We start from the raw sequence: 13,684 nt of genomic DNA, 5'->3' as shown, positions 1-13,684 counted from the left end.
CGACGGCGGTAAAATCAAATCGTCAATTCAGAAAAAAATTCAAGTGGATTCTTATGGGGCCGCGTTCAGCCGAAACGGGCGAGCCAGTCTTCGCGCTCCGCCGCCCAGACGTCGAGCCTGAAGCCCCAGAACTCGAACACTTCGCCGGTCTTCTCCTCGCCGATTTTGCGGGCGACCGCCTGGCTGTTGGCGTTCTCGGGCAAAATGTTGGAGATGATCCGCGACAAGTCCGGGAACTGATCAAATGTCCATTTAATCGTCCCGATGGCAGCCTCGGGCGCATAGCCCTTTCCCCAGTGGGGCCGCGCAATGGACCAGCCGCATTCAAGGCCGGGCCAGCCTTCCGGCATCCACGGCCCGACGCGCCCGACCCACTCGCCGCTGTCTTTTTCTTCGACCGAGAACCAGCCGAAACCGCGGATGTCCCAATGGCCGAGATAGGAGGCGAATTGCCGCCAGAGGTCGTGACGGGACTGGATCCCGCCAGTCGGGCTCAGGCTGGCGGCGACGTCCGGGTCGAGCATCATGGCGATATGCGCCTCGCAGTCTTTCGGCGCGAGGGGGCGCAAAATCAGTCTTTCGGTTTCGATGCGGATGGTCATGATTTCGCCTTCAATTTTTCTGCAATCGCCTCGACGCGCCGGGCGTTGCCAGCCCAGGTGTAGTCGCGCCGCCTGACGGTTTTGACCGCCGCATCGCCCAGTCTGGCGAGCAGGCCCGCTTCCTCGACCAGCCGGGTCAACGCCGTTTCGAACTCGCCCTCGGCGAACAGAACGCCGTCTTCGCCTGCGGTCAAGACTTCGCGAATATTGGCGCTGTCAGGCGCGATGACGGGTTTTGCCTGCGCCATATATTCGAACAGTTTCAGCGGCGACGCATAAGGCACAACTGCGGGCTGGAGCGCAATGTCAAACGCCGCAATGTGAGACGCCATTTCTTCGCGCTGGACAACACCGGCGAATGTCACACGGTCGGCGACACCCATGTCGCGCGCCATCAATTCAAGCCCTTCCCGCGCCGGGCCATCGCCGACAATGAAAAGATGGAGGTCTTTCCGCGGCGCCTGCGCGAGAAATTGAACGGCGCGATCAAGGCCGTGCCAGTCGCGCACAAAGCCCGTGAAGCCAAGAACGAGTTTGCCGTCGAGGCCGTAACGCTCGCGCACCGGCGCCGGGTCGCGCGGCGTCAGAAAGTGGTCATCCACACCGTTTTGAATAACGTCAATGCGCGCATCGGGCACGCCGGCGGCGCGCACATAATCGGCGAGCGCATTCGTGACCGGCAACACCATGTCGGCCGCGCGCCAGATCGCGGTCTCACTGGCGTGGGCCCAGCGCTTGAAGAACAGATTTCCATGTTCGGCGCGCTCATCCGCCAGCGGCGCGTTCACTTCAAGGATGAGCGGCAATCCGGTTTCGCGCTTCAGCCAGACGCCGGCGTGAAAGAACAGATTATAGCGCTCATAAATCACATCCGGCGCTGAGGCGGATGCCGCCGCCGAAAGACGGCGGCGAGCCGGAAACGAATAGGCGAATTCAGCGCCTTCATAGAGCGGCGCCGGCAACAGGGATGTCAGCCCGCGCCGCGACGACGCATCGAGCTTTCGCGAAGCCCCGCCGTCCGGTCCGCACATCACGATCTCATGGCCGCGCGCCGAAAGCGCCTCGGTCAGCGCGCGAATGTGAACCCACTGTCCGTCGGCGGCGCGCGTGCGGTGCGAATAAAGAAACTTCATCGCTAGGCTTCTATCCTGATGCGCATCAAGCTGGCTACGCCTTTGAAGCGAGCGCCAAACGCCCCGCACACGCAGCGCGCGATGAACCGGCGCCAAAACCTTTATTATTCTTTTCTGACGCTTGCATGCCCATCCGGCCAAGCGCAGCATCGAAGCTTCGTGTCTATGTGTGGAGCTGTCCAATGCGTTTTTCCGTATTTTGCCTCGCTGGCGCCGTCGCTCTGTCCGGCGCTGCGCACGCCCATCCGGGCTCGAACCTTCTGATCACCGACAGCAAGACGGCGGCGCGGGCCATGTCAGACGGAATCAGTTTTGAAGAAGCGAACGGCGTCCACCTCTTCAAGGGACGGCCGCACAGCGAAGAGACGGCGCTGCTCGGCGAGGAACCGGCCGCTTCGGCGAAAGACTGCGCTGTTGAGATTGAAATTCGCGAACGCCCCTGGCGGCGTCTGCGCCGCTTGCGCACGCAAGGATTTTATTCCGGCGTTCCCTATCCCTCACGCGCCTATACGCAAGGCTTTTACAGCAGCGGGCGCTGAGTTTAGCGGCGCATGCCGCTTACGGCGATCGCACCTGGCGGGTCTTTTTCCGGCTTCAGGCTCGGCTGCGGCGCGAATTTGAAAATCGTATTGAAGCCGTCCCCCATCTCGCCCACGCCGGCCCCTGTGGCGGAGGATTGCCGTTCATGCGAGGGCGGCGGCGCAATCGTCGCCGGGGTCGCCGGCGCGGCCTCTCCGACATGGGACGCCGGCTGCGGCGCCATGGTTCCGCCAAGCCCTGGCGGCAAGCCGAGCCGCAACAGATCAAGCTCCATGCGCATGCGCGCAATCTCCAATTCGTAAAGCTTTGTGCAATCGGGGCGTTTCGGCCGGTCGCCAAGGGGCACCACGATACGGCCATAGACCGAAGCCGTCTCGCGATTGAAAACATCCTGCGAGCCGATGAGGCCAATATCGAGATAGGGCCCACCGCTGCCCACGGCGGACTGGCATGAGACGCCGGCGGCGGCGCGCACGTTGTCGGTTCCATGGGCGACCGGCGGCGACGGCAGATAGACGCTGTTCTGGTTATAAACAGAACTTTGCGACGGCGGCGCATAGGGCGGATAAATCGGCACAAGCTGTGTGTCGCTGCTTTGTCCATATGCAGCGCCCGCCATCATCCATGCCGCCATGGCCGCTATTGCTGCGTCAGCTGAACGATATCGAATTTTCCGCATACCTCTCCTCTCACCGGCGCGCCGGCGCCGGTGGCGAAAAACTGGGAGGTGACGCAAACAAGAATGCGCTTTGACGGCGGCACGTCGCCCCAGACATAAAACGCTCCCGATTCCCCTGGCGGCAGCGAAAAGTTCGGCACCGTCGCCTGCACCCGCTGCGCCGGCTCGCCCCACTCATCGCGCAAGGCGACGGAAAACCGTTGCGCCGTGTTGTACGGATTGGAGGCCGTCAGCAGCACCGCAAACTGATGGCTATAGGTCCGGATCTCCCCTTTCATGGGAGAAAGCCCCTGCGCCGCAGCATGAGGCGACGCCACAAGAAGAAAAATGATCAGGAAGGCACGCATCGCACTGTCACCGGAAGTTGATAGGAACCCGCAGGAAAAACACCGGCGCCTCTTGTCGCTGTTGCGCCGACCGAAAGATTTGTAAGACCGAGCCCAAGCGCGGACAGCGCGCCGTCAACAATATCGACCAGGCTCGTCACCCCCGTGGCGCTCACCACCGCGCTATAGGTCACACCCGTGTCGCCGCCCGCCGGCATGGCGGAAAAGCCCGTCGGCGAATCGATTTGCAGATCGAAATCCGTGCTCGTTGTCACCACCGTTGCAGAGCCCCGGCCGCCGCCGGCGTTTTCACTTGAAAGACTTGTATAAGTGGCGTCCGCCGCCAGCGTTCCCGTCGTCAGGATTGCAACGACGCAGGTGTCGAGAATAAGGCCGTTAAAAATGACGTCGCCGCTTGTTTGCGCTGAGGCGTTTCCTGAAGAAAAAAACACACAGGCGGCGACGCCAAGACTGTAAATATTGCGACGCAACCGCATCGACAGAACTCCCCCTGCTGTAAGCAGGACATACACAGTAAAGCTTTGCCTGTTTAGCCAGCATGCTGCTGCGTCATTTTTTCGGCGTTGTTTATATTGAGGGGAATATCATCGACGCCGTTGTTTATGAGCCGACATTATCAATCGCGCATGACCAAAGCGTTAAGCATGCCGCTTTTATGACGTATACAAACCATTTTCAGAATACGGAATCTTTTCCAAAATCGCCATTACGCATTATGGAATTTATTCCAGAGCTTACGCACTCCGGCCCGATGTCATTCGGGCGCCTCAACGCTTTTGCGCGCCAGCCACAACCGTTCATTTGCAAGATCAAAAGTAATCAGAAAGCGGCGCATCACGTCTTCGCTCAAGGCGCCGTCATATATGACGTCCCGCATACGGGCCGTAACAGAGACCGGAATACCTTCCGCTATCTCAATATCGAGATCAAATACATCGCCGGGTTCTGGCGCAGAAGCCTTGTCAGGATTCCCGCCAAGCTGGTAAAGCGCATGCGGGGAGATGGCCACATGATCCAGATTGCCGCTGTCCAGTAAAAACCAGAGGTCGCCCAGCTCGGCCTCAATGCGCACAAAAGCCGTTATCTCGGCGTCGCCGCCAACCCCGCGTTTTATTCTAAGGTCAGCTTCTTTCGCATTCTTCGTGCGCGCCTTCAGCGACTCTTCCGTTTCGATGATGAGTTCTTGGCCTGCAAGATCGAGCGTAAAAGGACGCCCATAAAAACTCGCCAGGGAAACAATACCGCCAAGCTCCGGCAAGTCGTCCGGAAGCAGCGCCATCAGGTCAAAGACATACGCCTCTGTAAGCGTGTCATAGCCATTGAAGGCGATGGCCTGATCGCCGCAACGCTGGAAGTCGACACGCTCGCCAGACATGCGATGCCCGACAAGCCGCCCGAAAGGCTCACACCCCAGAGACGTCGCCGCCGCCGGGGTTAAGGCTGTAACTCCCGCGCCGGTATCAAACAGCATGGGCGTGTCTTGACCGCCGATCTCAGCCTCAACTGACACCAGACGGCCAACATAAGGTTTTAAATTCAGGGTGACAGGCGAGACCGGCCGTGACGCGCATGACGCGCCAAGGGCGCATGAAGCCAACAGCAGAGCGGTCCGCCCGATCATGCTGTTAGCCTAGGCTTGGATCGAGCTTTGTACAAGCCGCCATCAATTCCTTCACGGAGTCTACGGAGCTGTCGAACATGGCTTTTTCCTCAGCCGAGAACTTCACCTCGACGATGCGCTCGCAGCCTTCCGCGCCGAGCACGATGGGCACGCCCACATAAAGATCATTGAGGCCGTACTGACCGGAAAGCTGCGCCGCGCAAGGCACGACCAGTTTTTTGTCCTTGAGATAGCTTTCCGCCATCTGGATCGCCGACGCCGCCGGGGCGTAATAGGCCGAACCGGTTTTCAAAAGCGCAACAATCTCGCCGCCGCCCTTGCGCGTGCGATCGACAATGGCGTCGATCTTCGCCTGCGTCGTCCAACCCATCTCGATAAGGTCCGGCAACGGAATGCCGGCAACCGTCGAGTACCGCACGAGCGGCACCATGGTGTCGCCGTGACCGCCGAGCACAAACGCCGTCACACTTTCAACGGAGACGTTGAATTCTTCGGCGAGGAAATAGCGGAAGCGCGCCGAGTCGAGAATGCCCGCCATGCCGACAACCTTGTTGGCGGGAAGCCCGGAAAATTTCTGCAACGCCCAGACCATCGCGTCGAGCGGGTTGGTGATGCAGATGACCAACGCATTGGGGGCGTGCGCCTTGATGCCTTCGCCGACAGACTTCATGACTTTGAGGTTGATGCCGAGCAGGTCATCGCGGCTCATGCCGGGCTTCCTGGCGACACCCGCCGTCACGATGCACACATCCGCGCCGGCGATATCCTTGTAATCCTGCGTGCCTTTCAGATGGCTGTCATAACCGTCAATAGGCGACGATTCAGCGATATCGAGCCCCTTGCCCTCGGGGATGCCTTCGGCGATGTCGAACAGGACAACGTCGCCGAGCTCCTTCTGGGCGGCGAGATGGGCGAGCGTGCCGCCGATCATGCCGGCGCCGATGAGGGCGATTTTCTTGCGGGCCATGGGAAATCTCCTTGAGAACTGGCGCGGGTGCCGCGCGGGGTAAGACCGTCGGCGCGTGGTCTAGCCCAAGGCTTGCCGTATTTGAAGGTGACTGAAGCGCTCAGGCCCCGCTTTTCTTGAAAGCCAGGTCTGCCGCCCCGTCTGTGAGCCAGCCTATTTTCTGGAGAGGGCGAGCCCGGCGGCGGCGGCGATCAGCACCCCGCCAGTGACCCGGTTTCCCCAGCGGCCAATCCGGGCGAAGACCGGGCGCGCCCGGTCGGCGGCGAGCGCCCAGCCGGAATCGATCGAAACGCTCACCACGAAAAACGTCGCCGCCAGCAGAACGAGCTGCGGAAAGGCGGGCGCGTCCGCCGAGATAAAGAGCGGAAAAAAGGCCGCATAGAAAATCAGCGGCTTCGGATTGAACAGCGCCACGAAAAAGCCTTCCGCAAAGAGCCGCCGCGGCGACTTCGCTGACGGGGCCGACAGATCCTCAGGCGCGAGGTCTGCTTTCTCGCGCAAGGTCTTCACCCCGAGATAAAGAAGATAGGCGGCGCCAAGCCATTTGATCCAGAACAGCGCCTCGCCGATACTCGCCAGCAGCGCAGAAAGGCCGAAGCAGACCAGCAGCATGTGCAGGACGCAGGACGACGCCGTGCCCGCGATAATCCAGAAGGCGTTTTTCGCGCCCCAGCGCACGCTGGTCGCCACGACCAGCGCCACCACAGGCCCGGGCGTCATGATCAACAGCGCCGTCGCCGCTACAAAAGCGAGATAAAGCTGAATGGTCATGGCGCTAGAAGCGCCGGCGTAGCGAGACCATGACCGACGACGCCTGATAGCGGTCGCCGCTGATTGCAGGGCCGACAGGGCCGCCGAGAATGAATTCATCCGCTGACGGACCAAAATCGAGATCATTGGTCCGCAGATAGATATATTCGAGATCAGCCGTGAAGCCCGTCCCCATGGCGAGCGAAACACCGGCCCGCCCCTGAAGCGCCAGCGCTGCATCGCGCTCTTTCATCTCGTTGCTGACAAAGGCGCCGCCAACGCCGCCACCGATAAACGGCGTTAGCGGAGATGAATTGGCGAAGTCGAAAAAGAAATTGGTCATCAGGAAATGCGCCGTCACATCTTCGTTGGCAGGCGCGGTGGGAACGCCGCCCGCCGGCGTGACGGAATCGACCGGAGTGGAGGCGTAGCGATATTCAAGCTCGGTGCGGATGCCGTCGGCGTAATCAAAACCGAGCGCGCCCGCGAAGGTCATCGCCCTGCCATTATCCACCGTCTGCCCGGCCGCCAGCGGCGTCACAAAAGCAACCGTCGGATTATAGGCAAGATCCTGCTCCCAGTCGCCGACAAAAGTCGCGCCGACGCCGAGGCGCACATAAGCGCCGTCCACCGCTGGCTCATCCTGCGCCATGGCGGCGCCGGCGGTCGATGCTGCAGCGGCTATGCCGGCAATGGCGGAAAGATACCCCTTGGACACCTACAACTCTCCTCAACGCTCTCAGGAGGCCAGAATAGACGCGCCCGGCCTGCAGCCGCAAGCCGGGCGCTCAATCACGTGATCGCGTTCGGAAAAAAGGGCCTCAGCCTTTGGCCGCTTTCTCCTTGGCGAAATATTCCTTCGTCATGCGGAAGACGAGCGGCGACAGGACCAGCAGGGCCACCAGGTTCGGCGCCGCCATCATGCCCGTCAGCGTGTCGGTGGCGAGCCACACCGTATTGATGACCGAGTCCACATCCTCCCCGGCGTAAAGCACCAGGGTGGCCCCAAAGACGATCAACACATAGATAATGCGGTAAGGCATGATCGCTTTTTCGCTGAAGAGATATTCAGCGCAGCGTTCACCGTAATAGCTCCAGCCGAGAATGGTGGTGAAGGCGAACAGCGCCAGCGAAATGGTCACCACATGCCCGCCAATGCCCGGCAGGGCGCTTTCAAATGCGGAGATGGTGATTGGCGGACCGGTGTCGCAGATCGCCGGCATGACGTCATTGGCGAGGATCGACACGGCGTTGCACTCCGGCGGAATGACGCCGGTCGACAGGATCGCGATGCCCGTGATGGAGCAGATCACAATCGTGTCAATAAAAGTCCCCAGCATGGCGATGATGCCCTGGTTCACCGGGTCCTTGTTTTTCGCCGCTGCATGCGCAATCGGCGCGGAGCCCTGGCCGGCCTCGTTAGAGAAAATCCCGCGCGCGACGCCGCGTTGCATGGCCAGCATCAACAACGCGCCGGAAAAGCCGCCCACTGCAGCGTCGAAACCGAAGGCGCGCTTGATAACAAGCATGAACGCATCGGGAACCGCGTCGATGTTCAGGAAAATGACAATGATGCCGGCGATGAAATAAAACGCCGCCATGGACGGCACCAGCTTGCCGGCGACATTGGCGATGCGTTTGATGCCGCCGAGAATGACGGCACCGGCGAGCACCATCATCACCGCGCCCGTTATCCAGATCGGCACGCCGTAGCTTGAATTCAGCGCATCGGCGACGGAGACCGCCTGAATGTAATTGCCGGTGCCGAACGAAGCGAAAATGCCGAAGATCGCAAACAGGCCGCCAAGCCAGACCCACGACTTCCCCATGCCGTTTTTGATGTAATACATGGGCCCGCCCACATGGCGGCCGTCATGATCGATTTCGCGAAACTTCACGGCGAGAACGCCTTCGGCGTATTTCGTCGCCATACCCACAAGGGCGGTCATCCACATCCAGAACAGCGCGCCGGGCCCGCCAATCGCAATGGCGACCGCAACGCCGGCGATATTGCCGGTGCCGACTGTTGACGAGAGCGCGGTCATCAGCGCGCCGAAGGGAGACACATCGCCCTCTTCCCCGGCGTGACGCCGACCGCCCCGCACCAACTGGCCGAAAGCGTAAGGGATGCGCAGGATGGGCATGAACCCAAGCCCGATGGTGAGGTAAAGCCCCGTGCCGAGCAGCAGAGCCAGCATGGGAATGCCCCACACAACGCTGTTCACCGAGCCGATTAGATCTGAAATCACAAAAATCCCCTTGTTGACCAGCCCCCGTACAAGCTGGCGACATTAGGCGGGCCCGCCCCCCGGGGGCAAGCGCCTCTCCCTCCAAATAGGGCGAAACTGGCGACGATCATGGCGATTTCATGAACCAAAACAGCCTTGTGACGCCCGTCACAGCCCGCCTTCCCCTCTCCGCCTATGGTTAATCCAACAAGGGGCCGCTGAACGGCTCCAAGGAAAAAGGAGAGAGAGAAAAATGAGCAACCGTACGATTTACATGTCCATCATCGCCTTCGCCGCCGCAGGCGCCTTGAATGCAAACACCAACGCCCATGCCGAAGAACCTGGTTACGCCACGCTGTCGCAACTGATCCAGGAAGACCTCGACGCCGAACAGGACGCCTTCGCTGTCGCCCTGACCGAGCGCACAGCCGCGAAAATCAACGCCCGGATGGAGAAGATCGACAATGTCTTCGGCCCGCTGGTCGCCGCTGGCGAAGCGCCTGAAACGATCGTCGAAAAGACGCGCGAGGAAACAGCCGAAGACCTTCAGTCGACGGTGCTCGCCAGCGCTGACTTCGAAATCGCGAAAGACGCTGCGAATATCGAAAACCCGTTCAATCCGCGCCTGCCGATGCCATCGGCGAGCATCGCCTTTACGTTCACAGGCGAGGAACGCTAGGCGCTGCTTCTCTCCCCAGAAAGCCGCTCGGGGATGGGCGGCTGTTCAGAGAGAGCGACAGGACGAGCAAAACAGATTGCGCCCGAGGGGAAACGAGGCAGAGCAAGAGGGGGAGAAACGGCTGGGGAGCCAACTGGGGGAGACGAAAGCGGGTCAGCCGGCCGATATTCGGACGGCGATGTTGGGGGACACCCGCTTTCTTAAAACGGCCCTGAAGGCGGCGCTGCGTATCGCGCCAGTCCTTCGGGGCCGTCGCTTTTATGGGCTAGGCTTTCTTGCGGCGGCCGCGCCACCAGGCCCGCAGAACGAACAACACGCCCATGGCGATCAGGAAAAACGGCCAGGCGCGCGCGACGAAGTCTACTGCGGCCGCAAGCGATGCGATCGAGGTTCTGAAAAAGCCCTTAAACGCTTCGCCAAGGGGTTTGAAAATACCGGTCGACGTTTCCGGATCGCTTTCATAGGAAATATTGAGCGCCGACATATCGACCCGCGCCCGCACCGCAGCGCGCTGCGCCGTCATGGAATCGATCTCGCCCTGCACGTCCGCCAGCGCCCGCTCGGCGGCGAGAACGTCGCTGAGATCACCGTCGCGCGTTTCGAGAAGCGTTTTAATCCGCTCACGCAAGGCAAGCTTAGCTTCGAGCCGCGCATCGAGATCGACGATATACCGCGTCAAATCTTCCGTATTCACATTATTGGACGTCACGCGCCCGCCGGCCTTGTCGGCGTCGGATGCAATGGACTCGCGAAATCCGGCGAGCCAGTCCGGCGCGGCGCGCAAATTTAAATTGGCGGAGACGTAATCGTCTCCCCATGAATTCACCGAAGAGCCAAGCACCTGACAGATTTTCGGCCCTGCATCCATGCAGGCTTTTTCATGGGCCGATTTCAACGGCGCCACGGCGGTTTTCGGCGCCTTGATTCCCATGGAATAGGAATAGGCGAGCAGGAGCCCAGCCTGTTCGCCCGGTTCGCCGCCGGGTTGGGTTCCCGGGGGCGGCGCAGGCTCGGCGCCGGGGACGTTGGCCGCGCGCGCGGGTGCGCTTTCCGCCCGGTCCATGGCGACGCCGCGCGCAGGAGAAGACACGGCGTCATAGTCCGCGCCGCCGCCGCGGTCACATGCCGCAAAGGCCAGCGCCGCGAGCCCTAAAAGAAAAATTTTCCGTCCCGTCATTGTTCGACCCTTTCGTTCGATCCGCCTCCTTGTAGCATAGAAGCGAAAGCGGCGGCTTCAGGGCGGCGCATAAAAAAAGCGCGCTTTAAGAAGCGCGCTTTTCATGGGATACGATTTTACGACTGACGATTAATCGTCATCATCAAGGGGACCCGCTGTGGACGGATCGCCATCATAAGCTTCTTCCAGCGGATCGAATTCGCCGTCATTTTCGGTCGCCTCGTCATGGGCGACATAGCCGGCGCCCGCAGCGGCGCCCAGAAGACAACCGGAAAGCGACGTCGACATCATCATCAGGGCCATCAGGCCTGCAAGTTTTTTCATCTTTGTTCTCCTCTCATGCGCCGCGCAGCCAGAAACGGCGCAAAGCCGCAAAGCGCCCGGCGGGTAACGCTCATGGGAAAACAAACAGACGCACCGCCCCAAAGTTCCGGAAGGTGAACAAACGGCAACAAAAAGCCCGCCAATCGAGACAGTTGGCGGGCTTTTCGAAGGAAATTCAGCCGCAGCGCCTTATTCGGCGGCGGCTTCCTCAGCGGCTTCTTCCGCCGGGGCTTCGGCGGGCGCATTGGCGGCGGCTTCTTTTTCAGCCTTTTCCGCAGCGCGTTCCTGGGCTTTCTGGCCCGGCTTGCCTTTGTTCGGATTATCGCCGTGCTCCCATTTCACGAGACCGTTCACAGAGAAGAAACGAGCAACGCGATCGGTCGGCTTGGCGCCTTTGGAGAGCCAGTATTTGGCGCGCTCGTCATTATACTGAACGCGCTTTTCGTCTGTCTTGGCCAACAGCGGATTGTAGGTGCCGATCTTTTCGATGAAGCGGCCGTCGCGCGGATTGCGCGAGTCGGCGACAACGATCGAATAGAACGGACGCTTTTTCGCCCCGCCCCGGGCCAGTCTGATTTTAAGTGACATCTTCTTTTTCCTTCTTCAGATTCAAAACTTATTTCTTCTTCATTCCCGGCAAACCGCCCATACCCGGCGGCATCGGACCCTGCCCCGAGAGCGCCTTTTCGATGGCGTCGAAATCGAGATCGTCCGCTGACGGAGCATCACCGCCCTTGCCCGGCTTGCCTTTGGCGCCTTTCGCCTGTTCGAGGAGCGCGGCCGCATCGGGGCCACCGCCCCCACCGAACGGGTTGCCCCCGCCCATGCCGGCCATTTGCGCGGCGAGGCCTTTCATGCCGCCCTTGCCCATCTTCTTCATCATGTCGGCCATCTGGCGGTGGGCTTTCAAAAGCTTGTTCACTTCCTGAACGGAGGTGCCTGAGCCCGCGGCGACGCGTTTTTTACGCTTGGCGTTCATGAGCGCAGGCTTTTTGCGCTCCGCTTTCGTCATGGAGGAAATGATCGCTTCCTGGTGAACGATTTCCTTGTCGTCGAGGCCGCCGGCCTGATCGACCATCTTCTTCATTTTACCCATGCCGGGCAGCATGCCGAGAATGGCGCCCATGCCGCCCATCTTGCGCATCTGTTTGAACTGGTCGGCGAGATCGTTCATGTCGAACTCGCCCTTGGCCATGCGCTTGGCGGCTTTTTCGGCCTTGGCGGCGTCCATTTCCTCGGACGCTTTTTCGACGAGCGAGACGATGTCGCCCATGCCGAGAATGCGGCCGGCCATGCGTTTGGGTTCAAAGGCGTCAAGCGCATCGAGTTTCTCGCCGACGCCGACGAATTTGATCGGCGCGCCGGTGACCGCGCGCATGGAAAGCGCCGCGCCGCCGCGCGCATCGCCATCGATGCGGGTCATGACAACGCCCGTGACCTCGACACGTTCTTTGAATTTCTCCGCCGTCGTCACCGCGTCCTGACCAGTGAGCGCGTCGACGACCAGCAGACTTTCGATCGGGTTCGTCGCCGCATGGATGTCAGCGATCTCCGTCATCAACTGTTCGTCGATGGAAAGCCGGCCCGCCGTGTCGAGCATGACGACGTCATAGCCGCCGAGCTTGCCCGCCTCGATGGCGCGATTGGCGATATCGCGCGGGGACTGACCAGCGATGATGGGCAGGGTTTTAACGTCAGCCTGCTCACCGAGGATCGCAAGCTGCTCCTGCGCAGCCGGGCGGCGCGTGTCGAGCGAGGCCATCAGGACCTTTTTCTTCTCGCGCTTTTGAAGCCGCAGCGCGATCTTCGCTGTCGACGTGGTTTTACCGGAGCCTTGCAGGCCGACCATCATGATCACGGCCGGCGGCGTTGTCGCAAAGGAGAGCGAGCCATCCGCCTCTTCGCCGCCAAGCATGTCGACAAGGGCGTCGTGAACGATCTTCACGACCTGCTGGCCGGGCGTCACCGAGCGCAGAACCTCTACGCCGATGGCGCGCTCTTTGACCTTGCCGACAAAGTCCTTGGCGACCGGCAGGGCGACGTCCGCCTCCAAAAGCGCGATGCGCACTTCGCGAAGGGCTTCGTTGACGTCCTTTTCCTCAAGGGCGCCTCTACCGCGAAGGCCTTCAAAGATGGCGCCTAACCGATCGCTTAAGCTTTCAAACATCAAGCAGCCTCGTCTTCGATAAGAAACATCAGGGCGCGCCCGGAAAGCGCGCGCGGGCGGTGGCGGTCGCCGGCGCCATCGGGAATGATGATCGCATCGCCAGCGGTAAAGCGGACGGTCTTAGCTGCGAACTCGATTTCCAGATCGCCCTCGACCACGAACCCCATATGGCGCGCCTCACACCAGTCAGGATGGTTAGAGGCGGGGGTGAGTTCAAGAAGGCGGAAGACCTTGCCGCCGCGCGCCACGCGTTTCAGCCGGGCCGACCCGCCAAGGGCCGGCTCCCACTCAGTTTCCGCAAAGGCGACGCGATAATCCAAACCGTCAGAACCCTTTCAAGGCCTTCATTCCAAACGCAACCCGCGCGCAAAACGCAATTGACCGCCATGAGGGCGTTACCCCGATGGCGGCGCTCCCCTGACCCGTCCCATTTTCTAAGGCTTGGGGGTCGTTCAGGCAGAGACAGGAAA

The 13,684-nt window shown here is 60.8% G+C and carries 17 protein-coding genes; 2 read left to right on the top strand and 15 right to left on the bottom strand.

Annotated features, from left to right (window positions below):
- Positions 1-65: 65 nt before the first annotated feature.
- Entirely contained in the window at positions 66-602 is a 537-nt protein-coding gene (locus ACFC5L_RS04055) for a GNAT family N-acetyltransferase (RefSeq protein WP_375201560.1), read from the bottom strand.
- Positions 599-1,735 carry a glycosyltransferase family 4 protein gene (locus ACFC5L_RS04050; RefSeq protein WP_375201561.1) on the bottom strand — a complete coding sequence of 379 codons (1,137 nt, stop codon included), beginning with the start codon at positions 1,733-1,735 and terminating at the stop codon, positions 599-601. The genes ACFC5L_RS04055 and ACFC5L_RS04050 overlap by 4 nt, the downstream gene beginning before the upstream one ends.
- A 182-nt stretch (positions 1,736-1,917) precedes the next feature.
- Here ACFC5L_RS04050 and ACFC5L_RS04045 point away from each other — a divergent pair, with 182 nt between their 5' ends.
- Entirely contained in the window at positions 1,918-2,274 is a 357-nt protein-coding gene (locus tag ACFC5L_RS04045) for a hypothetical protein (protein ID WP_375201562.1), read from the top strand.
- A gap of 2 nt (positions 2,275-2,276) precedes the next feature.
- Here ACFC5L_RS04045 and ACFC5L_RS04040 read toward each other — a convergent pair whose 3' ends face one another.
- The 8 genes from ACFC5L_RS04040 to ACFC5L_RS04005 all read right to left on the bottom strand — a co-directional run bounded on the left by ACFC5L_RS04040 (position 2,277) and on the right by ACFC5L_RS04005 (position 8,894).
- Positions 2,277-2,954: a hypothetical protein gene (locus tag ACFC5L_RS04040; RefSeq protein ID WP_375201563.1), complete on the bottom strand. Its 678-nt coding sequence runs from the start codon at positions 2,952-2,954 to the stop codon at positions 2,277-2,279.
- Complete coding sequence (locus tag ACFC5L_RS04035; protein ID WP_375201564.1) at positions 2,915-3,301, bottom strand: hypothetical protein; 387 nt, start codon at positions 3,299-3,301, stop codon at positions 2,915-2,917. The genes ACFC5L_RS04040 and ACFC5L_RS04035 overlap by 40 nt, the downstream gene beginning before the upstream one ends.
- Positions 3,286-3,777 (bottom strand): hypothetical protein, encoded by a 492-nt coding sequence (locus ACFC5L_RS04030; protein ID WP_375201565.1) that lies wholly within the window; start codon positions 3,775-3,777, stop codon positions 3,286-3,288. Before ACFC5L_RS04030 ends, ACFC5L_RS04035 begins: the two co-directional genes overlap by 16 nt.
- Positions 3,778-4,055: 278 nt before the next feature.
- Entirely contained in the window at positions 4,056-4,922 is an 867-nt protein-coding gene (locus ACFC5L_RS04025; protein WP_375201566.1) for an aspartyl protease family protein, read from the bottom strand.
- A gap of 4 nt (positions 4,923-4,926) precedes the next feature.
- Complete coding sequence (gene mdh, locus ACFC5L_RS04020; protein WP_375201567.1) at positions 4,927-5,889, bottom strand: malate dehydrogenase; 963 nt, start codon at positions 5,887-5,889, stop codon at positions 4,927-4,929.
- A 153-nt stretch (positions 5,890-6,042) separates the two neighbouring features.
- Entirely contained in the window at positions 6,043-6,660 is a 618-nt protein-coding gene (locus tag ACFC5L_RS04015) for a LysE family translocator (RefSeq protein WP_375201568.1), read from the bottom strand.
- Positions 6,661-6,664: 4 nt separating this feature from the next.
- Positions 6,665-7,357, bottom strand: a complete 693-nt coding sequence (locus ACFC5L_RS04010; protein WP_375201569.1) for a P44/Msp2 family outer membrane protein — start codon at positions 7,355-7,357, stop codon at positions 6,665-6,667.
- A gap of 103 nt (positions 7,358-7,460) precedes the next feature.
- Positions 7,461-8,894: an alanine/glycine:cation symporter family protein gene (locus ACFC5L_RS04005; RefSeq protein WP_375202349.1), complete on the bottom strand. Its 1,434-nt coding sequence runs from the start codon at positions 8,892-8,894 to the stop codon at positions 7,461-7,463.
- Positions 8,895-9,120: 226 nt separating this feature from the next.
- Here ACFC5L_RS04005 and ACFC5L_RS04000 point away from each other — a divergent pair, with 226 nt between their 5' ends.
- Positions 9,121-9,546: a hypothetical protein gene (locus ACFC5L_RS04000; RefSeq protein ID WP_375201570.1), complete on the top strand. Its 426-nt coding sequence runs from the start codon at positions 9,121-9,123 to the stop codon at positions 9,544-9,546.
- 265 nt (positions 9,547-9,811) lie between these two features.
- Here the strand turns inward: ACFC5L_RS04000 and ACFC5L_RS03995 are convergent, their stop codons facing one another.
- From ACFC5L_RS03995 to ACFC5L_RS03975, 5 genes are all read right to left on the bottom strand, one after another.
- Complete coding sequence (locus ACFC5L_RS03995) at positions 9,812-10,723, bottom strand: DUF4349 domain-containing protein (RefSeq protein WP_375201571.1); 912 nt, start codon at positions 10,721-10,723, stop codon at positions 9,812-9,814.
- Positions 10,724-10,852: 129 nt separating this feature from the next.
- Positions 10,853-11,047, bottom strand: coding sequence for a hypothetical protein (locus ACFC5L_RS03990; RefSeq protein WP_375201572.1), 195 nt, complete (start codon positions 11,045-11,047; stop codon positions 10,853-10,855).
- 189 nt (positions 11,048-11,236) lie between these two features.
- A complete protein-coding gene (gene rpsP / locus ACFC5L_RS03985; RefSeq protein WP_375201573.1) occupies positions 11,237-11,635 on the bottom strand; it encodes a 30S ribosomal protein S16 in 399 nt (132 codons plus the stop codon).
- Between the two features lie 28 nt (positions 11,636-11,663).
- Positions 11,664-13,214, bottom strand: a complete 1,551-nt coding sequence (gene ffh, locus ACFC5L_RS03980; protein WP_375201574.1) for a signal recognition particle protein — start codon at positions 13,212-13,214, stop codon at positions 11,664-11,666.
- Positions 13,214-13,534: a cupin domain-containing protein gene (locus ACFC5L_RS03975; RefSeq protein WP_375201575.1), complete on the bottom strand. Its 321-nt coding sequence runs from the start codon at positions 13,532-13,534 to the stop codon at positions 13,214-13,216. The genes ffh and ACFC5L_RS03975 overlap by 1 nt, the downstream gene beginning before the upstream one ends.
- Positions 13,535-13,684 lie beyond the last annotated feature (150 nt).

The sequence above is a fragment of the Hyphococcus sp. genome, from assembly GCF_041986965.1.
GTDB lineage: Bacteria > Pseudomonadota > Alphaproteobacteria > Caulobacterales > Parvularculaceae > Hyphococcus.
This window is presented reverse-complemented; position numbering and strand designations above follow the sequence as displayed.